This is a genomic window from Stenotrophomonas sp. Bg11-02, from assembly GCF_002836635.1.
Lineage (GTDB): Bacteria > Pseudomonadota > Gammaproteobacteria > Xanthomonadales > Xanthomonadaceae > Stenotrophomonas > Stenotrophomonas lacuserhaii.
Genome location: NZ_PJAY01000070.1, coordinates 114,715 through 135,518, shown reverse-complemented (window position 1 = coordinate 135,518; position 20,804 = coordinate 114,715). Strand labels below are relative to the sequence as shown.

General features: G+C 67.7%; 19 protein-coding genes. 8 read left to right on the top strand and 11 right to left on the bottom strand.

Features of this window, described 5'->3' with window-relative positions; genetic code table 11:
* The first annotated feature begins 410 nt into the window (after nucleotides 1-410).
* From CXG43_RS17790 to sppA, 4 genes are all read left to right on the top strand, one after another.
* Nucleotides 411-1,412, top strand: coding sequence for a hypothetical protein (locus CXG43_RS17790; protein WP_101101360.1), 1,002 nt, complete (start codon nucleotides 411-413; stop codon nucleotides 1,410-1,412).
* Nucleotides 1,405-1,977: a DUF3106 domain-containing protein gene (locus CXG43_RS17785; RefSeq protein ID WP_101101358.1), complete on the top strand. Its 573-nt coding sequence runs from the start codon at nucleotides 1,405-1,407 to the stop codon at nucleotides 1,975-1,977. Before CXG43_RS17790 ends, CXG43_RS17785 begins: the two co-directional genes overlap by 8 nt.
* A 202-nt stretch (nucleotides 1,978-2,179) precedes the next feature.
* Nucleotides 2,180-3,544 (top strand): MATE family efflux transporter, encoded by a 1,365-nt coding sequence (locus tag CXG43_RS17780; protein WP_101101356.1) that lies wholly within the window; start codon nucleotides 2,180-2,182, stop codon nucleotides 3,542-3,544.
* A gap of 121 nt (nucleotides 3,545-3,665) precedes the next feature.
* Nucleotides 3,666-5,588, top strand: a complete 1,923-nt coding sequence (gene sppA / locus CXG43_RS17775; protein ID WP_101101354.1) for a signal peptide peptidase SppA — start codon at nucleotides 3,666-3,668, stop codon at nucleotides 5,586-5,588.
* A gap of 50 nt (nucleotides 5,589-5,638) precedes the next feature.
* Here sppA and CXG43_RS17770 read toward each other — a convergent pair whose 3' ends face one another.
* Complete coding sequence (locus tag CXG43_RS17770) at nucleotides 5,639-5,854, bottom strand: hypothetical protein (RefSeq protein ID WP_101101352.1); 216 nt, start codon at nucleotides 5,852-5,854, stop codon at nucleotides 5,639-5,641.
* A gap of 74 nt (nucleotides 5,855-5,928) precedes the next feature.
* Between CXG43_RS17770 and CXG43_RS17765 the strand changes: the two genes are divergently transcribed.
* On the top strand, nucleotides 5,929-6,705 hold the full coding sequence (locus CXG43_RS17765; protein WP_042614487.1) for an SDR family oxidoreductase: 777 nt from the start codon (nucleotides 5,929-5,931) through the stop codon (nucleotides 6,703-6,705).
* Between the two features lie 6 nt (nucleotides 6,706-6,711).
* Here CXG43_RS17765 and CXG43_RS17760 read toward each other — a convergent pair whose 3' ends face one another.
* The 10 genes from CXG43_RS17760 to CXG43_RS17715 form a co-directional block, all read right to left on the bottom strand.
* The gene (locus CXG43_RS17760) at nucleotides 6,712-8,073 is read right to left on the bottom strand and encodes a M60 family metallopeptidase (protein ID WP_157825089.1); all 1,362 of its coding nucleotides are present in this window, start codon (nucleotides 8,071-8,073) and stop codon (nucleotides 6,712-6,714) included.
* A gap of 230 nt (nucleotides 8,074-8,303) precedes the next feature.
* Nucleotides 8,304-8,981, bottom strand: a complete 678-nt coding sequence (locus CXG43_RS17755; RefSeq protein ID WP_101101348.1) for a DUF4124 domain-containing protein — start codon at nucleotides 8,979-8,981, stop codon at nucleotides 8,304-8,306.
* 29 nt (nucleotides 8,982-9,010) lie between these two features.
* Entirely contained in the window at nucleotides 9,011-9,715 is a 705-nt protein-coding gene (locus tag CXG43_RS17750; protein WP_101101346.1) for a DUF4124 domain-containing protein, read from the bottom strand.
* 39 nt (nucleotides 9,716-9,754) lie between these two features.
* Entirely contained in the window at nucleotides 9,755-10,315 is a 561-nt protein-coding gene (locus tag CXG43_RS17745; protein ID WP_042614483.1) for a Sua5/YciO/YrdC/YwlC family protein, read from the bottom strand.
* 168 nt (nucleotides 10,316-10,483) lie between these two features.
* The gene (locus tag CXG43_RS17740; RefSeq protein ID WP_101101344.1) at nucleotides 10,484-12,958 is read right to left on the bottom strand and encodes a DNA topoisomerase I; all 2,475 of its coding nucleotides are present in this window, start codon (nucleotides 12,956-12,958) and stop codon (nucleotides 10,484-10,486) included.
* Between the two features lie 190 nt (nucleotides 12,959-13,148).
* On the bottom strand, nucleotides 13,149-14,078 hold the full coding sequence (locus CXG43_RS17735) for an RDD family protein (RefSeq protein ID WP_101101489.1): 930 nt from the start codon (nucleotides 14,076-14,078) through the stop codon (nucleotides 13,149-13,151).
* 52 nt (nucleotides 14,079-14,130) lie between these two features.
* Nucleotides 14,131-14,865, bottom strand: a complete 735-nt coding sequence (locus CXG43_RS17730) for a pilin (protein ID WP_101101341.1) — start codon at nucleotides 14,863-14,865, stop codon at nucleotides 14,131-14,133.
* A gap of 39 nt (nucleotides 14,866-14,904) precedes the next feature.
* Nucleotides 14,905-15,378, bottom strand: a complete 474-nt coding sequence (locus CXG43_RS17725; RefSeq protein ID WP_042614480.1) for a DUF494 family protein — start codon at nucleotides 15,376-15,378, stop codon at nucleotides 14,905-14,907.
* 16 nt (nucleotides 15,379-15,394) lie between these two features.
* Nucleotides 15,395-16,546 carry a DNA-processing protein DprA gene (gene dprA / locus CXG43_RS17720; protein ID WP_101101339.1) on the bottom strand — a complete coding sequence of 384 codons (1,152 nt, stop codon included), beginning with the start codon at nucleotides 16,544-16,546 and terminating at the stop codon, nucleotides 15,395-15,397.
* A 90-nt stretch (nucleotides 16,547-16,636) separates the two neighbouring features.
* Nucleotides 16,637-17,776: a LysM peptidoglycan-binding domain-containing protein gene (locus CXG43_RS17715; RefSeq protein WP_042614478.1), complete on the bottom strand. Its 1,140-nt coding sequence runs from the start codon at nucleotides 17,774-17,776 to the stop codon at nucleotides 16,637-16,639.
* Between the two features lie 131 nt (nucleotides 17,777-17,907).
* Between CXG43_RS17715 and def the strand changes: the two genes are divergently transcribed.
* The 3 genes from def (at nucleotide 17,908) to rsmB (ending at nucleotide 20,799) form a co-directional block, all read left to right on the top strand.
* On the top strand, nucleotides 17,908-18,420 hold the full coding sequence (gene def / locus CXG43_RS17710; RefSeq protein ID WP_101101336.1) for a peptide deformylase: 513 nt from the start codon (nucleotides 17,908-17,910) through the stop codon (nucleotides 18,418-18,420).
* A 119-nt stretch (nucleotides 18,421-18,539) separates the two neighbouring features.
* Complete coding sequence (gene fmt / locus CXG43_RS17705) at nucleotides 18,540-19,463, top strand: methionyl-tRNA formyltransferase (protein ID WP_101101487.1); 924 nt, start codon at nucleotides 18,540-18,542, stop codon at nucleotides 19,461-19,463.
* A 4-nt stretch (nucleotides 19,464-19,467) separates the two neighbouring features.
* Nucleotides 19,468-20,799, top strand: a complete 1,332-nt coding sequence (rsmB, locus tag CXG43_RS17700; RefSeq protein ID WP_101101334.1) for a 16S rRNA (cytosine(967)-C(5))-methyltransferase RsmB — start codon at nucleotides 19,468-19,470, stop codon at nucleotides 20,797-20,799.
* Nucleotides 20,800-20,804 lie beyond the last annotated feature (5 nt).

The window sequence follows — 20,804 nt, the reverse complement described above, 5'->3', positions numbered from 1 at the left end:
CAGTGTACCGACCCGTCCGGGACCACCGCAGTGCGCATTCAGGGGCGTCGATCCTCAGTGAAGACAGTCTAAACAAGAGGTAAATATCGGACTGCATTGGAGATTCAGGGTTATCCACATCTTTTGTGGATAAGTCTGTGTGTTAGCGAGGGTGGAACACGGCAAGTGCCGATGCCGACAGCCTTGATGTTCTCGTGGTCAAAAAATAGCCACATGATATTGATCATTAAAATCAATTACTTAGGTGTGAAATACCGCTGAAACACGAAGTGGGAGGGGTTTGGGCATGAGTGTCGCCAGGTTTTCTTGACGCTGTGCACAACGTGCAGCACGAACGCTTGTCGGTAGCAAGCCCTCGGCGACTCTGGTTGGGAGCGGCTATCATTCCGCGTGAATTCCTGGAGTCCCCGATGACGGCAGCGTCCGCCTCTTCATCCCCTACTGCGGCCGGTGCGTTGTCGGCATTTCTACGTGGCGTCGAGCGCCGTGCCCTGGTGGTCGCCGAGCTGCAGACCGGTGACGGAGCGCGGGCAGAGCAGGCGTTGGTTGCGGTCATGCGCGCGTTCGCCGCAGTGGCCAGTGACCTGCCGATGGCCCAGTGGCCACCCCGCTTCTGGGCGCTGCTGGCGGCCCGGCAGGCACTGCGCGACACCCCCACCGGCCGCTGGGAGGGGCCGTTGGCCCATCTGGGCAACCTGGAGCCGCTGATCCGCCTGGCGCTGCTGCTGCGTATCGGTGCCGGGCTGGATGAAGACACCGCCGCGCGCCTGCTGGATACCGATGTAGACGGTTACCAGGAGGCACTGGCCGCTGCCTGCCCGCGTGATCGGCAAGGCAATCCCGACGCGCAGGCCTGGCGGGGGCTGGCCGAGCAGGTCCAGCAGCAGATCCGGGAACTGCCCGCGCAGCGACTGAAGGAACTGCAGCAACCGGTGGTGGCGGGCAGGAAGGACGATGCACCCAAGACCTGGCGCGCCCCCGCAGCCGAACAGCGCACGCCCTCGGCACCGCCACGCCGTCGGTCCTCGCAGCAACGCCGTTGGCGTGGGCCGGTGATCCTGCTCGGCACCGTGCTGGTACTGCTGCTGGCCGGGCTCGGATGGCGCGCTTGGCAGGGGCGGGTACCCGATGCACCTGCCGTCGTCCCGGAAGGCGCGGTGGGCGAGGCCGGTCCGGTCACCGTGGAAGCCTTGGAAGGCGATGCGCCGAAGGTCGCCGCCGCCGCCGCCGATCCGATGGCGACAGAAGATGCGGCCATGCTGGCAGACCGCGATTTCCCGCTGCTCGCCGACGCAGACCTGCATGCCTGGTCGGCCGCGGGTGGTCCGCTGCCCGTCGATGAGTCCCAGGCCAGACCGACCCGGCCGGAGCCGGTGGCGGCCGCGCTGGAAACGGCGGCGGCTGATGAGTAAGCGTCTATGCGCGCTGGTGTTGCTGGGCGGTGCCGGGCTGGCACACGGCGCCCCTGACCGCACCGCGCTGCCGCTCTCCGGGCCCGCAAGCCCGGGCGCCATCGGCAGTCCCGCCGCCCCGGTGGCCATGCCGTGGCAGCAGCTCAGCGCGGAACAGAAGCGCGAGCGCCGCAGCCAGTACGCGGCGTGGCGGGCCATGAGCGAGTCCGAGCGTGCGCGCGTGCGCGAGGCCGCCGGGCGTTTCGCGGCCCTGCCGCCCGCCAGGCAGCAGGAGCTGCGTGACCAGTTCACTGCGCAGGACCAGGCATTCCGTGATGGCTGGCGCCTGGGCCCGCTGCTGGGCGAGCATTTCAGCCGGCTGCAGGGGATGTTCGGTTATGTGCCGGAAAACCAACGCGACGCCACCCTGGCGACGCTGCGGCAGCTCACTCCGGCGCAGGTGTCGCAATTGACGCTGGTGGCGCAGCGCACGCCGCCGCAGCAGCGCGATGCGGTGCGGACCGAATTCCTGTCCGTGGCGCCGGCCCAGCGGGATGCCTGGCTGGCCCGGCAGGTCGGGCGCTAGCGTCAGGCCGCCCGGGTCCGGCGGGAGAAGCGTGACGACCAACGGTCGTCACCCACCCGGGCAGCGGTCGTCACCCACTCGGGCGGCGGTCGTCACCCACCCGGCCCGGCCGCGATGTCCCCGGAACGGGTAAGATGGCGCCCCGCAACCCGGTGTCTGTGCCCTTCGCGCGCAGCCGTAGTCGCCGACCCCCTGCAGCACCATGTCTATCGCATCCCCTGCCCCGCGCTTCAGCCAAGAAGTGCGTGCCACCGGCATCCTTGCCCTGCCGCTCGTCCTGGGCCATGTCTCCACCGGCCTGATCTCCTTCGTCGACAACGTGATTGCCGGCCACCACGGCACCCACACGCTTGCGGCGGTGACCATCGGCACCGCGCTGCTGTGGCTGCCGATGCTGATCCCGATCGGGACGCTGATTTCGCTCACCGCGTCGGTATCGCAGCTGCACGGCGCCGGCCGCGAGCGCGAGATCGGGCCGTTGTTCCGCCAGGCCCTGTGGCTGGCGCTGGGCCTGGGCCTGATCATGTTCACCTTCCTCAGCGTGGTGCCGCCGCTGTTGCCTGCCTTCGGCATCGCGCCGGATATCGTGCCGGGCGCCACCGCGTTCCTGCATGCGGTGCGCTGGGGCGGCCCGGCGCTGACCCTGTACTTCTGCATGCGTTATCTCAGCGAGGGCATGCACTGGACCCTGCCGACCATGCTGATCGGCTTCGGCGGGCTGCTGGTGCTGGCGCCGATGGGCTACGTACTGGCCAATGGCAGACTGGGTTTCCCGGAGCTGGGCGCCGAAGGCCTCGGCATCGCCTCGGCGATCATGATGTGGCTGCAGGCGCTGTGCTTCGGCGCTTATCTGTGGAAGACCCGGCGCTTCGAACACCTGCAGTTGTTCAGCCATTTCGAAGGCCCGCGCTGGCGTGCCATCTGGGACCTGTTGCGTACCGGCCTGCCGATCGGCATCACCGTGCTGATGGAAGGTGGGCTGTTCATCGTCACCGCGTTGCTGATCGGCCGGCTGGGTGCCAACGAGGCCGCCGCGCACCAGATCGCGATCAACGTGGCCCAGCTGTGCTTCATGATCCCGATGGGCGTGGCCGAGGCCACCACCGTGCGCGTGGGCCATTGCGTCGGGCGCGGCGATGGCCATGGCGTGCGCCGCGCGGCGTGGGCCGGCTACGCAATCATCATGGGCACGCAGACAGTGTCGGCGCTGGCGCTGTTGTTCGGCCACGACGCCATCGTCGGGGTGTACACCAATGACCTGGCGGTCGCCGGGCTGGCCTCCACGCTGCTGTTGTACGCGGCTGCCTTCCAGTTCCCCGACGGCATCCAGGTGCTGTCGGCCGGCGCGCTGCGCGGGCTGAAAGACACCCGCGTGCCGATGTTCATCGCCATGTTCGCGTACTGGGGGCTGGGCATGCCGCTCGGTGCCGGGCTTGGCCTGGGGCTGGGCATGGGGCCGCAGGGCATGTGGATTGGCCTGATTGTCGGGCTGACCGCCGCCGCCCTCCTGATGGGCTGGCGCCTGCATCGCAGCGGCGCGCGCGTGGGCCAGTCAGCGCTGTCCTGAATGCCAGCAGCGTCGGCCGCGCTTCACGGTGGCACCCTTACTTGTGTCCGATGCTGCAGGCAACCACACCCGTTATGCTGATCCCGCAATTTCCACGGCAAGACGCCAACCGGAGCAATCCATGAACCAAACCGTGCCACCGCTGCCCCCCGCGCGACGCAATCCCATCGCGGCTTTCTTCATCGGGCTGTGGGACGTGATGAACTTCACGCGGCGGCTGATCCTCAACGTGCTGTTCTTCGGCCTGTTGTTCTTCATCCTGGTCGCGCTGGTCGTGGCGGCCGGCATGGGTGCGGGCGCAAGCAAGTCGCTGCAGGACCGCACCACCCTGGTGATCGCCCCGGAAGGACGCCTGGTGGAGCAGTTCAGCGCTGATCCGGTCAGCCGCGCTTTCGCCAAGGCGATGGGAGATACCAGTGCCGAAGAGATCCAGCTGCGCGATCTGATCCGGGCCATCGACGCCGCGCGCGAGGACAAGAAGATCGAGCGGGTGGTGCTGGAACTGGACAAGCTGCAGCCGTCCGGCTTCGCCTCGCTGCGCGAAGTCGCCGCTTCCCTGCAGCAGCTGCGTGCGTCCGGCAAGCAGCTGGTGGCCTTCAGCGAAAGCATGGGCCAGTCGCAGTACCTGCTGGCCGCACAGGCCGACGAGGTCTACCTGGACCCGATGGGCGCGGTGTTGCTGGAAGGCCTCGGCCGCTATCGCCAGTACTTCCGCACCGGCCTGCAGGACAAACTGGGCGTGGACGTGCACCTGTTCAAGGTGGGCGAGTACAAGTCCGCCGCCGAACCGTACGTGCTGGACGCCGCATCGCCGCAGGCCAAGGAAGCGGACCTGTACTGGATGAACGATGTCTGGCAGCGCTACCTCGGTGACATCGCCAAGGCACGTCGCCTGGATCCGGCACAGCTGGCCGCCGGCATCGATACGTTGCCCGAAGGCGTGGCCGCCGCCGGCGGTGACCTGGCCAAGTTCGCCCTGCAGCAGAAGCTGGTCACCGCGCTGAAGACCCGCGAAGAGTTCGAAGACCTGATGGTTGAACGCGGCGTGGCCGACGGCGATGCCGAAGGTGGTTTCCGCAGCATCAACCTGGGCGCCTACCTGGGCCAGGTCGACGCACGTCGCAGCCCGGTGGATTCGCGTCCGCAGGTGGCCGTGGTGGTGGCATCGGGCGAGATCAGCGGCGGTGACCTGCCGGCCGGTCGCATCGGCGGCGAGTCGACCTCCGCGCTGCTGCGCGAAGCCCGCGACGACGATGACGTGAAGGCCGTGGTGCTGCGCGTGGATTCGCCGGGTGGCGAAGTGTTCGCCTCCGAGCAGATCCGCCGCGAAGTGGTGGCGTTGCAGGCCGCCGGCAAGCCGGTGGTGGTGTCGATGGGTGACCTGGCTGCCTCCGGTGGCTACTGGATCAGCATGAATGCCGACCGCATCTATGCCGATGCCTCGACCATCACCGGTTCGATCGGCATCTTCGGCATGGTGCCGAACGTGGCGCGCGCGCTGGACAAGATCGGCGTGCATACCGACGGCGTGGGCACCACCCGTTTCGCCGGCGCGTTCGACATGACCAAGCCGCTGGACCCGGCCGTGGGCCAGGTGATCCAGTCGGTGATCGACAAGGGTTACGCGGACTTCACCGGTCGCGTGGCCGATGCGCGCAAGAAGCCGGTCGAGGCCGTGGACGAAGTGGCCCGTGGCCGCGTCTGGTCCGGTGCCCAGGCCAAGGAGCGCGGCCTGGTCGATGCCTTCGGCGGCCTGAAGGACGCCGTGGCCGACGCTGCGGGCCGGGCCAAGCTCGGTGCCGATGACAAGTACCGCGTGCGTTACATCGAAAAGCCCGCTACCCCGTTCGCACAGTTCGTGGGCGGTTTCGCCGGCAGCCACGCCGGTGCCTGGATGCTGGCCGAATCCGGCGTGGGCCGGATGGTGCTGGCGCGGACGATGCCGGAAGTGGATACCCAGCTGCGCTTCGTGCAGAACGCCGCGCGCGAGCAGGGCAAGGGCACCCCGGTCAAGGCGCTGGCGTACTGCTTCTGCGGTTTCTGACTGTCTTCAGACGGTAGCAGCCGACCTCGGTCGGCTCTACCTGGCACTGATCATTCCTTCTCGGCGCGCTCTTCCTGGGCGCGCCGTTTTTGTTCGGCATCCTCCAGCGTCTGCTGCACGCCGCGCGCTTTTTCCAGTGGCGCCTGCACGCTGCGCGCCAGCGCCTTGGGCTCCGGTGGTTTGTCCTGCGGCGGGACCGCGGGGCGCTGGCAGGCGGCCAGCGAGGCCAGTGTGACGATCAGGGCGACGGTTTTCAGCTGGTGCATCGAAGATCTCCCGGCGACGGCGCTATGCTTGCCGCATCGTTACACGGGCAGCGCCCGGATGGGAGTTCAAGATCGTGACTGCGCAGCGCTGGCGGCTGGATGGACAGACCGCCCTCATCACCGGAGCCAGTGCCGGCATCGGCCTGGCCATCGCACGTGAACTGCTCGGCTTCGGCGCCGACGTGATGATCGTGGGCCGCGATATCGACATGCTGGAAAGTGCCCGCGACGACCTCGCCGATGAGTTCCCCGCACAGGCGATCCACGCCCTGGCCGCCGACGTGTCCGATGACGAAGACCGGCGTGAGATCCTGGACTGGGTCGAAGACCATGCCGACGGGCTGCATATCCTGGTCAACAATGCCGGTGGCAACATCACCCGGCCGGCCATCGATTACACCGAAGACGAATGGCGCAACATCTTCGAGACCAACCTGTTCTCGGCCTTCGAGCTGTCGCGCTACGCGCATCCGCTGCTGGCACGGCATGCCGCTTCGGCGATCGTCAACGTCGGCAGCGTGTCCGGCCTGACCCACGTGCGCAGCGGGGCGGTCTACGGCATGACCAAGGCCGCCATGCACCAGATGACGCGCAACCTGGCCGTCGAATGGGCCGAAGACGGGATCCGGGTGAATGCCGTGGCGCCGTGGTACATCCGTACCCGACGCACGTCCGGGCCGTTGGCCGACCCGGATTACTACGAGCAGGTGATCGACCGCACGCCGATGCGCCGTATCGGTGAACCGGAAGAGGTCGCCTCCGCAGTGGGGTTCCTGTGCCTGCCTGCCGCCAGCTATGTCACCGGTGAGTGCATCGCGGTGGACGGCGGCTTCCTGCGCTACGGGTTCTGACCCGGGTCACAGCGGCGGCAACGCATTTTCCACCACATCGGTGGCCCGGTCGTGGTTGTTCCAGATCGGGTGGGCCAGCGCAGGCAGTCGTGCCAGTGCGGCCCGCGTACTGCTGTCCAGCGCGATGCCCCACTGTTCGAAGAAGGGGGTCATGTTGCGCTCGGCGACCTGGCCGACGGTGAGGGCGAACAGCTGCCGCTTTTCCTGGTCGGTACGCGGATTGACTCCGTCGCGTCGCAGCTGGCGATAGCGGGCCGACAGGCGTGGGTAGAACGCTTCGCCAAACGAACGACGCAGTTGGTCGAACATCAGCAGCTTGAACCAGATGTCTGTCTGCTTGTCGAAGTCGCGCTGCGCCGGTGCACGCCCGAAGTAGGCCGTGCGCTTGGCTCGATAGTCGGCGGTGTCCAGCCGGTTGCGGCCGGTCAATCGCTCTTCGATTGCCATGGAAGACAGGTTGACGGTTACCTCCGTCAATCCGGCCCAGCGGTATTGCGGTGTCTGGTAAGTGTGCCCGATCTCGTGCCAGAGGCCCCACTGGGCATCTGCTTCACGCTGCAGCAGGACCGCGCCGCCGGTGCCGTGGAAGGTCAGGCGATAGTTGGTGGCGCTGGCGGCGCCGGGTCCAGTGTCCGGATTGGTGATATGGATACGGTTGCTGGACTTGCGGTCCAGGCCGCTGGCCATTGCGGACAGCCCATACACCTCGTTGGTGAGCCTGGCTGCCTGGTCCCAGCCCGCGATGCGGCCTGCGGTGACCGACGCCAGGTTGTCGCGCACCCAGCGGTACTGGATGTCGGCGAAAACCTGTTCGCCGATGAAGGTCGCGAACGGAGCCCGCGGCCAGCGCGTCATCTGCGCGTCGAAGCTGGCTTTCGTCGTTACCCCGCCTACGAAGGTCGGTATCGGCTCACCGCCTTCGAGGGTGACCTGAAGCGGCTGGCTGCCCTCGTTCTTCACGTAGACCAGCCCATCAAGCGGTGCGGTTATCCACGTGGGGACGCCGGGCCGCACGGTCTGGTGATTGAACGAAGACTGCGCCACGCCGCCATTGAGATCCTTGTAGACACCGAACAATCCGATCGCGATGACGGCGGCGTGGGGCCCTGCGACGGTCACGCTCAGGCGCTGTCCACGGCGCACGAAACGTCCCGTCGGCTGCAGGTTGCTGTGTGCTAACCATCGATTCTCGCGATCGGCTTCGGCGCGCGGAACACCCCATGGCACCGCGACGACCACTGAATGATCATCCGTCACGTCCAGCAAGGGCGGTTCTGCGTGTGCGGCGGATGTGAACAGGATCAACGCCGGGGCGAAAAGAAGCGGGCGGATGGCCCGGGCGATGGGTGACGTTGCGAGCTGATCCACGGTGCGGTTCCTCGTGCAGTCTGGCTTCGCCGCAGAGGCGCGGCGAGGCCACACTGAATGCGCATGCCGGAACGTGGAAGCGCCGTGCGATCGTGCTGTGATCGACGGCACTGTCCGGCGCGGCCGCTGTTCTTCGCACGACAAGGCACGACGCGGCTGCAGGGTAGGTGCAGCGACAGGGCGGGGGCAGCGCGTCAGCTACGCCGCGCCAGGCCACCGGTGCCGACCGCTCAGGGCACCGCGCAGCTGCTGGCTTCCAGCACTGCCTGCACGCGCAGGCGCTCGTCGCGTGCCTTTGGCTGGGCGTCGGCGGCTGCAAAGCTTTCGCGGCCGCGTGCATCGCGCAGTCGTTGCTGCCAGGCACCGCAGCGCTGCGCCAGCTCCACTTCGCTGCAGGCATCACGCACGACTTCGCAGCTGGCCGCGTTGTAGGGGGCGATGCCGCCGCCCAGGCCGGCGATCGGCAACACCGTGCAGTGTGACGGCGCAGCCTCGTATTCGTGGAAGTACTGGCCGCCGCCGCTGGAAGTGCAGCGGAAAATCACCGGCGGCGGAGGCCGGTCCGGCACGGCGCTGGCATCGGCGATGGCGCGTGCGCGCAGCACGTCGCTGTCCAGGATCGCCTCGCCGCTGCCGGCTGCAGCGCCGGTTGCCGACGCGTCGAGCTGGTCGCTGTCCAGCACCGCCGCCGCGGCGGGTACGGGCGAATCACCCAGCGCGGTGGAGGCCGTGGACGCGCTCGACGCGCCACGCCGCTGGATGATCTGTGCCGTGCCGGACGGACACGGCGCATCCTGCACGGTCACTTTCGCATTGGCATCGGTGCAGCGGAACACGATGTCCTCGTTGGCGGACACCGGCAGGGCGGTCAGCAGCGCCAGCGCGGCCAGGCAGATCCAGGTCTTCATCCGCTGATTGTAGCGGCGCGGGCGCGCGATCAGCGTCCGCCGCAGTCCTGGTCCAGGCGCGCGTCGATGCCGCGCTGCTCGCGGGTGATCGCCTGGCGCTCGCCCTGCAGGGCGCTGTTGTAGCGTCGGTCCAGCTCCCAGCGCTGGTCACGCAGGCGCGCACAGACCTCTTGTGGGGGCAATGCGTTGCACGTATCGCGCACCAGGATGTTGCCCGCCGGGAAACTGATGCCGTGGCCGATGCCATGCGGCGGCCGCTGTCCGGGCCCTGCGTTGCCGCGGCCTTCGGCGCGGATCGGCGGCAGTCCGGGCTGGCCCGGGCCGTGCCACGGACGGTGCCCGCCGCCGACCCACGCGCTGGTCCACAGCGGCACCCAGCGCGGATTGCCCTCGTTGCTGTCGCTCAGGTACCGCCGGCCCTCTTCGGTCACGCATTCGTACATCGGCTGCGGCGGCCGCACGTAGACATGGCGGATTTCGCGCTGCACCTGCGCGCTGCTGGCGGCAGGCGTGGCGACGTCGCCGGTGCTGGCACGGCGCGGCGGGGGATCCTGCGGCCGCTGCATCTGTCGCACTTCCTGTCGCCCGCTGCTGCAGGGGCTGTCCTGCAATGTAACCGCACCATCGCTGCCGACGCAGCGGTAGATCCGCACGCTGTCAGCGGCAGGGGGCGCCGGGGCCGCCAGGGCCAGCGCCGGCAGCAGGACGATCAGCAGGGCAGGGAATGCGCGCATGGCCCATCGTGCGGGATCCGGCGCGGCGGCGCCAGCGGCTCAGAAGCGCAGTACGTTGCCGCTAAGCCCATCGCGGATCGGCGTGGGCTGGGCCAGGCCGCCGGTATCGCCATCCAGCAGGCCGTCGAGCAGCGACAGCAGACGCGGGTCCAACTCGGCACGGGTGCGTGCAGGCGGCTCGCCGGCCAGGTTGGCGCTGGTGGACACCAGCGGCCCGCCCCATGCCCGGCACAGCGCTGCCACCAGCGGATGCGCGCTGATGCGCACGGCAAGCCCGCTGTGCTCCCCGGTGACCCACTTCGGGGCGCGGGGGCCGGCAGGCAGGATCCAGGTGTTGGCGCCAGGCCAGCTGGCCAGCACTTCGCGCTGTCGTTCGTCCGGCAAGGCGTCCAGCACCGCCCAGCCCTGCAGCTGCTGCAGTTCGGCGGCGACCAGGATCATGCCTTTCTCCACCGGCCGTTGCTTGAGCTTGAGCAGGGCATGCACCGCCATCTGATGGCCGGGGTCGCAGCCCAGGCCCCACACCGCTTCGGTGGGATAGGCGATGACCCCGCCGGCGCGCAGGCTGGCCACCGCACTGATCAGGTTGAGTTCTTTCATGGACGCAGTATCCGCCTGCCACGCGAAAACCGGTAGCGCCTGGTGGGTGACGACCGTCGATCCTGGTGGGTGACGACCGTTGGTCGTCACGTTTCCCGATCTCCGCCGAGCATGGCTCGGCGCTACCAGGAGACCGGGGATGCCCCGGCGCTACCAGAGCCTGCCGGATCAGCCGGCGGTCTTCTTCGCCACGGCCTTCTTGGCGACCTTTTTCACCGCTTTCCTGGCGGTCTTCTTGGTCGCTTTCTTGGTGGCCTTCTTCACCGCGATCTTCTTGGCGGCGACCTTCTTCGGCGCGGCCTCCTTCTTCACGGTCTTCTTGGCGGCCTTCTTGCCGAAGCCCTTGCGCACCGGCTTGCCGGTTTCTTCCATGAACTGCTGCGCTTCGGCCAGGGTCAGCGAGGCCGGCTCGCGATCCTTGGGGATCTTGCCGTTCATCTTGCCGTCGCTCAGGTACGGGCCGAAGCGACCGTTCAGTACCTGGATCTCGCTGCCGTCGAATTCCTTGATGATCCGGTTGCGCGCGATCTCTTCCTTTTCCTCGATCAGGAAGACCGCACGGTCCAGGTCGATCGTGTACGGGTCATCTTCCTTCTTCAGCGAGGCATAGGTGCTGCCACGCTTGGCGAACGGACCAAAGCGACCGATGCCCACGCTGACGTCCTCGCCCTTGTCCTGGCCCAGCGCGCGCGGCATCAGGAACAGCTCCAGCGCATCTTCCAGGCTGATGGTGTGCATGCTCTGGCCGGGGCGCAGCGAGGCGAACTTCGGCTTGTCTTCGGCATCTTCGGCGGTGCTGCCGATCGCGGCATACGGCCCGAAACGGCCCAGCCGCACGCTGACCGGCTTGCCGGTCTTGGGATCGGTGCCGAGCTCGCGCGCGCCACTGGCTTCGGCGCGGTCGACCGATTCGTTCTTCTCCACCACCAGCTTGTTGAACGGCTCCCAGAAGCGGGCCATCAACGGAATCCAGTCCTCTTCGCCACGCGACACCGCGTCCAGCTCATCTTCGAGCTTGGCGGTGAAGTCGTAATCCACGTACTGGGTGAAATGGCTGGACAGGAACTTGGAGACCGCGCGACCCACGTCGGACGGGCGGAAGCTGCGGCCTTCCATTTCCACGTACTTGCGGAACTGCAGGGTCTGGATGATCGAGGCGTAGGTCGACGGACGGCCGATGCCATATTCTTCCAGCGCCTTCACCAGCGCCGCTTCGGTGAAGCGCGGCGGCGGCTGGGTGAAGTGCTGGTCGGCAACGATGCGGTCCAGCGGCACGCGGTCGCCGGGCTTCATCAGCGGCAGCTTGCGGCCTTCGTCTTCGTCATCGGCGCTCTTGGTGTCCTTGCCTTCTTCGTACACGGCCAGGAAACCGGCGACCACCACGGTGGTGCCGCTGGCGCGGAACACATGCTCGCTGCCGGCAGACAGGTCCACGCTGACGGTATTGAGCGTGGCCGGGATCATCTGGCAGGCCACCGACCGCTTCCAGATCAGCTCGTACAGCTTGCGCTCGTCGTCGGTCAGGAAGCGCGATACCTGCGCCGGGGTCCGCAGCGCGGAGGTTGGACGCACCGCTTCGTGGGCTTCCTGCGCGTTCTTGGACTTGGTCTGGTAGGTGTTGGGCTGGTCCGGCAGCGAGGCGATGCCGTAATCACGGGCGATCACGTCGCGGATTTCAGCCAGCGCGTCCTGCGACAGGTTGACCGAGTCGGTACGCATGTACGAAATCAGGCCGACCGTGCCTTCCTCGCCGATCGCCACGCCTTCGTACAGCTTCTGCGCGACCTGCATGGTCTTGCGCGTGGTGAAGCCCAGCTTGCGCGAAGCTTCCTGCTGCAGGGTGGAGGTGGTGAACGGCGGTGCCGGGCGGCGCTTGCGTTCCTTGCTGGCCACGTCGGTGACATGCAGGCTGCCCTGGGCGGCCTGCTGGATGCGCAGGCGTGCGGCTTCTGCGGTGTCGCCGTCGGTGACGGTGAACTGTTCGAACTTCTGCCCGTCCAGCTTGATCAGCTTGGCGTTGAACGGCTGCGAAGGATGCGCGCAGGCCGCGGCGATGGACCAGTACTCGCGGGCGATGAAGGCTTCGATTTCTTCCTCGCGCTCCACGATCATGCGCAGCGCCGGGCTCTGCACGCGGCCGGCGGACAGGCCGCGCTGCACCTTGCGCCACAGCACCGGGGACAGGTTGAAGCCGACCAGGTAGTCCAGCGCGCGGCGAGCCTGCTGCGCATCGACCAGGTCGGCGGCAATGGCGCGCGGCTGGTTCATGGCCTCCTTGATGGCCCGCGGGGTGATTTCGGTGAACACCACCCGCTGCATCGGCTTGTCGCCGACCAGGCCACGTTCCTTCAGGATCTCGGCGATATGCCAGCTGATCGCTTCACCCTCGCGATCCGGATCGGTCGCCAGGAAGATGTCGTCGGCGCCCTTTGCGGCTTTGGCAATGGCATCGACGTGCTTTTCGTTCTTGTCGATGACGTCGTAACGCATCGCGAAATTGTTGTCCGGGTCGACCGCGCCTTCCTTGGGTATCAGGTCGCGCACATGCCCATACGAGGCCAGGACGGTGTAGTCCTTGCCGAGGTATTTGTTGATCGTCTTGGCCTTGGCGGGCGATTCGACGATGAGCAGGTGCTTGGGCATGGGGTCGCTTTTGTGTGCGCACGGCCGGGAAGGGCCGCTAGGGTGGAGCAAATGGCCGCATTAGTGAAGCGGCCGGGTCGATTTCCATAAACTGAACGCCCGGGGATGAGCCGGGCGTTCAGCTTTTACCTTATTAGAGGAATCACGTCGTGAGCGCTCTGTCAAGCGTCCCGGCCGCATCCGCCTGTATTCAGCCGGCCATCCTGGCGATCGCGCCGACCGCCACCACCATCGCGATGATCAGGCCGATGAACAGGATGCCGGTCAGTACCAGCACCACCACGCCGACCGCGCCCAGTTGCGGACGCTGCAGGTGCGGCTGGTCGGTGAAGGCCCACTTGTCGACCACGACGGTGTCGCAGATCATGTCGTGCAGGGCCTGCTTGCGCTCGGTGAAGGCGGCCATGATGTAGCCGACCAGCAGGGTCAGGCTGCTCAGGAGCGTCGCGAAGTAGCGGCCGATCGAGCGCGCGCCGGAGATCCGGTCGCCATCGCTGCGCACCACTTTGATGCCCAGCGCCATCTTGCCCGGGGTCGCCCCGCCGATGGAGGCGTGGAACCAGCCGTAATAGGCCAGGCTGATGCCGAAGCCGATCAGCGCGCCGAGCAGCTGGCTGAGCACGCCTGCGGTGGTCGAACCCCCACCGGTCAGGCTGGCCGCGCCACCGATGCCCAGTCCAACGATAGCGCCGATGATCATCGAGCTCGCGGTCAGGATGACGTAGTCGATCATGTAGGCGGCGAACCGCTTCCAGAAGCCGGCATACAGCACCTCGGCACCGTGTACCGGCACGGCATTGCCGTAGCCCACCGATGCGGCCGATGCGCCGTACGGCGACGCGCTCAGCGGGCCACTGCCCGGCAGCGGCGCGGTGCCGTTGTCGATCGCCGCGTAGTCGCCGCGCAGGTCGAAACCGGTGCTCGGCTCGGCGGCAACCGAAGCCAGGGTCTGCAGCTGCAGCTCATCGACCACCGTGCGCAGTGCGGCCCATTGTCCCATTCCCTCGCGCCATACCAGCGTATCCAGCGTGATCTGGCTGCGCTGGAACAGCTGGCGGATTTCCTGCTCGGCTACCGGGCCCTGGCGTTGCTGGCCTTCGGCGTAATACCACTCACTCATCATCATCCCCTGTGGGTCTTCCTTGGAAATCGGTCCGTGCCCGCCTGCCGGCTCAGTCGCGGCAGTTCACGGGCAGGTATTTGTCGGCGCCGTCACTACTGCATTCCCAGCGCGACGCCTGGGGATCGTACTCCTGCCAGAGCAGGTCGCCGTCGACCTTTGACTCGCCTACCGCCAACGTCGCTTCGATGCCGCAGTGATCGTTCTCGAACTGACCGAACTGCACGCTCGACAGGCCCTGCCCAGTGTAATGGTCGTGGGCCGGGAAATCGGGGTCGGCGCTGGTCGGGCAACGGCCTTCACGATTGACGAATTCCGCCACCTGCACCTGCAGTGGCTGCAGCGCCGCCACCGACTGCGCCACCTTGGCGCGGATCGTGTAGTCCTTGTAGGCCGGCAGTGCGATGGCCGCCAGGATGGCGCACACCGGCACCAGCACCAGCAACGCCGCACCGCCGATGACGGCGGTCATCGCACAGCCGGACAGTGGCTTCTTCTGGGCCTGCATCGGCAGCACGCGCGCACCGGCATAGGGCGCAGCGGGCGAAGGAGGGGCAGGAGGACTGCCCGGTGGCAACGGTGGGACGTTGGCCGCAGCAGTGGCAGCTGGGACCGCGGTCAGCCCCAGCTCGTCCACCACGGTGCGCAGCGGCTGCCATGCCGGCAGGCCCTCGCGCCACACCAGTGTATCCAGTCCGATCCGGTTGCCCCGGAACAGCTCCCCCATGTCTTCAGCCGAAACCGGGCCAACCTGGCGGCTGCCCTCGGCATGGAACCACTCGCTCACGTGAACGCCCCCTGTATGCGCAAGGCATGCAGTGTACGGTCAGTGAAGGGGTTCTGGCTCGTCCATGAACATCTGCGTTTCCATCCAGGCATACGCGGCTTCCGAGCCGGGCTGGTTGAACAGCACCATCAGGACCACCCACTTGAGGTCGTCCAGATCCAGTTCGTCCTGGTCCAGCGCCATGGCACGGTCCAGCACCAGCTCGCGCTGGTCGGCATCCAGGATGCCGTGCTGCTCCAGGTACAGGATGAAACCGCGGCATTCCACGTCCAGCTTGTCCAGCTCCGGACCGTGGTAGACGCGTACCGGGCCGTCGACCCGGGCCTGCGACACGGAAGGGCGCTGGGCGGCCAGTGCGTCCAGCCAATCGAACGCTTTGGCGGTCTCGGCCGGGCTGAAGCCCGCCTGGATCAGGCCGTTCTGGAGGGAGTCGCGGTCGCGGATGAGATCAGCGTCTTCGCTGAAATAGTGTTCAAACAGGTACAGCAGCACATCGAGAATGCTCTCTTTCATTGCCCCTCGGCCTGCGTCATCTGGACGCTGTGGAGGTTGGGAAACCAGGGTTTCGACAGTAGCGGCCGTGTTCGCACACCACGATACCCGCCAGTTCCATGGCCAGCAGCATGGAGGACAGCCGGGCGGCCGTCAATCCACAGTGCATGATCAATGAATCCATAGGGATTGGGTCGTGGTCGAGCGCTTTCCACAAGGTCTGGTAGTCCGGTTCGGATGCCAGGTGTGCAGGAAGATGGGCTCGCCGTCCCTGTTCAGTGGGGGCCTGGAGGCGACTTTGCAAGTCGGGCAGGGCGGTGGCCAGCTGCGCGGCAATCAGGGCCATCACCTCGCCGGGGGTTTCCACCAATGCGGCACCGTCGCGGATCAGGCGGTGGCAACCGGCGGCCCGTGGATTGCGGACCGAGCCGGGCAGGGCGCAGACCTCGCGTCCGGCTTCGGCGGCCAATCGTGCGGTGATCAGTGCGCCGGAGCGGTTGGCGGCTTCGATCACCACCGTCGCCAGCGCCAGCCCAGCCACCAGCCGGTTGCGGGCGGGAAAATGTGCTGCCCGGGCCGGCGTGCCGGGAGGATATTCGCTGACGACCACGCCGTGGTCGGCGATCTCGCGCTGCAATGCGACGTGGTGCGATGGAAACACCGCGTCCGGCCCGCTGCCGATCACCGCAAGGGTGATGCCGCCTGCGGCCAGCGCGGCACGATGGGCCGACGCGTCGACGCCGGCGGCCAGTCCGCTGATGACGGCCAGGCCGGCATTGCAGAATGCGGTGCTGAACTCGGCGGCCAGTGCGCGCCCGCTCGGTGTGGGCGAACGGCTGCCCACCACGGCAATGGACGGATGCCACAGCGGGGCGGGGTCTCCGTGCACGAACAGCGCCAGGGGAGGCTCCGGGATCGTGCGCAGCAGGGCCGGGAAACGTGGATCGCCAAGCGGCAGCAGGTGGTGGCCGTCTTGCTTCAGCCAGCGCAGGGCGGCCTGCAGTGCAGCCGGATCCGGCGCGGCCAGGCGGCGCAGCTGGCCGGGCGAGCAGCCGGCCTGCCGCCAGGCGACCGGCCCGGCGTCCAGCGCGGCGGCCACGCTGGGGCGAGCGCAGGCCAGCGCGCGCCGCGCCGGCAGTCCGCCGCCGGCAAGGACCAGGTTCAACAGGGCTCGGGTTTCCTCATCCATGGCCCAGCCTGCCGCGCATACGGCAACGGCGCCCTAGGGCGCCGTTGCGGTGTGCTGTCAGTGGGAGACGGCCGCCGGCCGTCAGTCCACTTACTCCGTCGCGTCGGGGTGGCGGGCGTTGTAGCCCACCAGCACCGGCTTGATGCCTTCCATCACCAGCGCATAGCTGACGTTGTCGAACGTACGGAACACCATGGCATGGGCGGCATATTCATCCGGCATGGTCAGGCGGTTGTTGCCATCGACGCGCGAATCGTCCATCTGCGACGAATTCGGGGCCTTCATCACGTGCTTGACGTGGCTGCCCTGCCGCCACAGCGAGAACACCGTGCCGTTGTCCACGCCCTGCGCGCTGCCTGCGGAAAGAGCAATGACATCACGTGCGCCGCCGGACAGCAGCATGTCCGCTACCGCCAGTACCCGGACATCCAGCCCGTCGGTACCCGGCGCCGGGACATGCGGGAAGAACTGCAGGTCGTACGGCGTGGCTTCCACCGGGACCAGGCGGTCACCGGCGCGCACCTCGCGGCCATCGCCGGTGCCCTGCAGCGCCAGCGTGGCGACATCCACGTTGCCCGAGGGCACGCGCGTGATGGTGCCGACGTTGACCTTGGCCAGTTCATAGCCCAGCTGCTGGTGCGGACGCTTGTTCGGGACGGTGAAGTCCTTCCACAGGTTGCCGCTGCCCGGCGTGGTGCGGCCGCTGGCGTCCAGGTCCTCGGTGGGCTTGGGCAGTGCATAGCGCACCGTCGGCCGGACCACGGCGTAGCGCTGGCCCACGGCGGCGCCGTCCAGCCCGTGCACGTAAGCCAGCTGGCCCGAGGTGGCGCGCAGGCGGTTGTCTTCCAGCCCGGCCACATAGGGCAGGTGATCGATGCGATCGACCACGCTCAGTTCTTTCAGGAAAGGCTCGACTTCGGACAGCGGAATGCCGGTGATCGGCGCTTCCTGGCGCGGTCCGGGCTCCTGGCGCGCCACGACGCGGTCCAGGTAGGCCAGGCTCAGCACATCGCCCGGGTAGATCAGGTGCGGGTTCGCCACCTGGGGATTTGCCTGCCAGATTTCCGGCCAAAGCCAAGGCTTTTTCAGGAATCGCGCAGAGATATCCCACAGTGTGTCGCCCTTCTGGACGACATAGGTGGTCGGGTGCCCGTTCATTTCGACGGCGGTAGCATAGGCGGCAACGGTCAACATCGCCGCGGCGACGACCGTGCGGATTCGTAGCAACATAGGAGTGGTCAGCCCGGTTCCCCAACAGGTTGGCGCACTATAGTCCAGAAACCGGGGCGCAGGGCAAGCGTTGGCGATAGAATTACAACGCAGGCCGGCGTTGACCGGCCCCCACCCAGATGATTACTGCCATGGCACTGCTCCCAATTCTCGAGTTTCCCGATCCGCGCCTGCGCACCAAGGCCGCGTCGGTCGACGCCGCCGAGGTCACCACGCCGGCCTTCCAGACCCTGCTGACGGACATGTTCGAGACCATGTACGACGCACCCGGCATCGGCCTGGCGGCCAGCCAGGTGGACGTGCACAAGCGCTTCATGGTCATCGACGTGAGCGAAGAGAAGAACCAGCCGATGGTCTTCATCAACCCGGAGATCGTCCAGCAGGACGGTGGCCAGGTGTACCAGGAAGGTTGCCTTTCGGTGCCGGGCATCTTTGCCGACGTCACCCGCGCCGACCAGATCACCGTGCGCTACCTGGACCGCCAGGGCCAGCCGCAGGAGCTGGCCACCGACGGCCTGCTGGCGGTCTGCGTGCAGCATGAAATGGACCACCTGGACGGCAAGCTGTTCATCGATTACCTGTCGCCGCTGAAGCGCGAGATGGTGCGCAAGAAGCTGGCCAAGGCGCGCAAGCACGTCGCCTGATCCATCACCGGGCACGGCCGCTGCCGTGCCGACCGTCCGCGCCTGCGCGGACCCTGCGGCACCGGAGCGCGGTGCCGTTTTCTGACCTGCAGGTCGCTGGCCTGCGCAATGGGGTGACCATGAGGATTGTCTTTGCCGGTACGCCGGAGTTCGCGGTGTCGTCGCTGCGCGCGGCTGCGCGCCATCACGAAGTGGTGGCCGTCTATACCCAGCCGGACCGTCCGGCCGGGCGCGGACGCGGCCTTGCGCCGTCGCCGGTGAAGCTGGAAGCGGTGGCCCGAGGCATCCCGGTCCTGCAGCCGGAGAACCTGAAGGATGAGGCTGCCCAGCAGCAGCTGCGCGCGCTGCAGCCGGACCTGATGGTGGTGGTGGCCTACGGCCTGATCCTGCCGCGCGCGGTGCTGGCCATCCCCACCCACGGCTGCTGGAACGTGCACGCCTCGCTGTTGCCGCGCTGGCGCGGTGCCGCTCCGATCCAGCGTGCCATCCAGGCCGGGGATGCGCAGACCGGCGTATGCCTGATGCAGATGGAAGCCGGCCTGGATACCGGCCCGGTGCTGCTGCAGCAGGCGCTGCCGATCCTGCCGACGGACACCGGCGGACAGCTGCACGACAAGCTGGCCGAACTGGGTGCGCAGGTGCTGGCCGATGGCCTGGGCCTGCTGCGCGCCGGCCTGAAGCCGGTCGTGCAGCCGCAGCCGGTTGAAGGGGTGACCTATGCGCACAAGTTGGACAAGGCCGAAGCAAGGCTGGACTGGAGCATGGATGCCGCGTCGCTGGCGCGAACCGTGCTGGCGTTCAATCCGTGGCCGATCGCCGAAGCACAACTGGCCGGCGAACGGGTGCGCATCCATGGCGCGGTGGCGCTGGAGGACAACGGCGGCCATGCGCCGGGCACGGTGATCGGCGCTGCCCGCGAAGGCATCGACATCGCCTGCGGGCAGGGCGCGTTGCGCCTGCGCGTGCTGCAGCGCGAGGGTGGCAAGGCGATCACTGCCGCCGACTACCTCAACGCGCGCCGCGACCTGCGCGTGGGAGCCTGAGCCGGTGAGCAAGCAGGATGACCTCAAGATTTCCCACGCCGCGCCGGGAGCCGCCACCCGCATGCTGGCCGCGCGCGTGCTGGCGCAGGTGTTCACCCGTGGGCGTTCGCTGAAGGCCGAGCTGGCCTGGGCGCTGCCCAAGCTGGCCGACACCCGCGACCGTGCGCTGCTGGAAGCGCTGTGCTTTGCGGTGCTGCGCCGGCGTAGTACGTACGACGCGGCGCTGGCCAGCTGGATGCAGAAGCCGTTGTCGGCGCGCGATGCCGACCTGCGCACGTTGCTGATGGTCGGCTTTGCGCAGCTGGACGTGCTGGAACTGCCGGCCCATGCCGCGCTGTCGGCCACGGTCGACGCCGCGCGCGCGCTGGGGCGTGAGCGCCAGGCGGGCCTGGTCAACGCGATCCTGCGCCGGGCGCAGCGCGAAGGCTTCCCGGTACAGCCGCCGCGTGATGCGTTCCCGGCCTGGCTGGCCGAAAGCATCGAGCGCGACTGGCCGGTCCAGGCCGAGGCGATCTTCGCTGCCAGCCTGCAGCCGGCGCCGTTGTGGCTGCGCGTCAACCGCCAGCAGGGTGATCGTGCAGCGTCGCTGGCCGCGCTGGAGGCCGCCGGCATCAGCGCCGAGGCCGGTCCGGTGAGCGCCGATGCGATCCGGCTGGCGTCCTCGGCGGCGGTCAACCAGCTGCCCGGCTTCAACGAGGGCGCGCTGTCGGTGCAGGACCTGTCCGCGCAGTGCGCCGCCGATGCGCTGGCGCCGCCGCCGGGTGCGCGCGTGCTCGATGCCTGCGCCGCCCCGGGCGGCAAGTCCGCGCACCTGCTGGAACGTGATCCGTCGCTGCGCCTGCTGGCGCTGGACATCGATGCGCGCCGGCTGGCGCGGGTCAAGGACACCTTCTCCCGCACTGGCGTGGGTGCCGATGCGCAGGTCAAGGCAGCTGATGCGAGTGATCCCGGTGCGTGGTGGGACGGGGTGCCGTTCGACGCGATCCTGCTCGATGCTCCGTGTTCGGCGACCGGCATCATCCGTCGCCAGCCCGACGTGATGTTCCATCGTCGCGCCGAGGACGTCGACGCGCTGGTGGGCGTGCAGGCACGGTTGCTTGAAGCGTGCTGGTCGATGCTGCGTCCGGGTGGCGTGCTGCTGTACGCCACCTGCTCGATACTGCGCGCGGAGAACATAGACCAGGTGCAGGCGTTCCTGAAGTGGCATCCGGATGCCTCTGCCGACACGCTGGATGACGGATTCGGCATTGATTGTGCGGGAGTGGCACGCCAGCGACTGCCCGGTGATGATGGCGGCGACGGCTTTTTCTATGCGCGTCTGCTAAAAAGCGCCTGATACCT

Bases quoted from the DNA above. Each gene is read 5' to 3' on its own strand.
- CXG43_RS17790 (WP_101101360.1), top strand. From the start codon at position 411: ATGACGGCAGCGTCCGCCTCTTCATCCCCTACTGCGGCCGGTGCGTTG.
- fmt (WP_101101487.1), top strand. From the start codon at position 18,540: ATGAGGATTGTCTTTGCCGGTACGCCGGAGTTCGCGGTGTCGTCGCTG.
- def (WP_101101336.1), top strand. From the start codon at position 17,908: ATGGCACTGCTCCCAATTCTCGAGTTTCCCGATCCGCGCCTGCGCACC.
- CXG43_RS17750 (WP_101101346.1), bottom strand. From the start codon at position 9,715: ATGCGCGCATTCCCTGCCCTGCTGATCGTCCTGCTGCCGGCGCTGGCC.
- sppA (WP_101101354.1), top strand. From the start codon at position 3,666: ATGAACCAAACCGTGCCACCGCTGCCCCCCGCGCGACGCAATCCCATC.
- CXG43_RS17780 (WP_101101356.1), top strand. From the start codon at position 2,180: ATGTCTATCGCATCCCCTGCCCCGCGCTTCAGCCAAGAAGTGCGTGCC.
- CXG43_RS17745 (WP_042614483.1), bottom strand. From the start codon at position 10,315: ATGAAAGAACTCAACCTGATCAGTGCGGTGGCCAGCCTGCGCGCCGGC.
- CXG43_RS17740 (WP_101101344.1), bottom strand. From the start codon at position 12,958: ATGCCCAAGCACCTGCTCATCGTCGAATCGCCCGCCAAGGCCAAGACG.
- CXG43_RS17755 (WP_101101348.1), bottom strand. From the start codon at position 8,981: ATGAAGACCTGGATCTGCCTGGCCGCGCTGGCGCTGCTGACCGCCCTG.
- CXG43_RS17770 (WP_101101352.1), bottom strand. From the start codon at position 5,854: ATGCACCAGCTGAAAACCGTCGCCCTGATCGTCACACTGGCCTCGCTG.
- CXG43_RS17785 (WP_101101358.1), top strand. From the start codon at position 1,405: ATGAGTAAGCGTCTATGCGCGCTGGTGTTGCTGGGCGGTGCCGGGCTG.
- CXG43_RS17715 (WP_042614478.1), bottom strand. From the start codon at position 17,776: ATGTTGCTACGAATCCGCACGGTCGTCGCCGCGGCGATGTTGACCGTT.
- dprA (WP_101101339.1), bottom strand. From the start codon at position 16,546: ATGGATGAGGAAACCCGAGCCCTGTTGAACCTGGTCCTTGCCGGCGGC.
- CXG43_RS17725 (WP_042614480.1), bottom strand. From the start codon at position 15,378: ATGAAAGAGAGCATTCTCGATGTGCTGCTGTACCTGTTTGAACACTAT.
- CXG43_RS17735 (WP_101101489.1), bottom strand. From the start codon at position 14,078: ATGAGTGAGTGGTATTACGCCGAAGGCCAGCAACGCCAGGGCCCGGTA.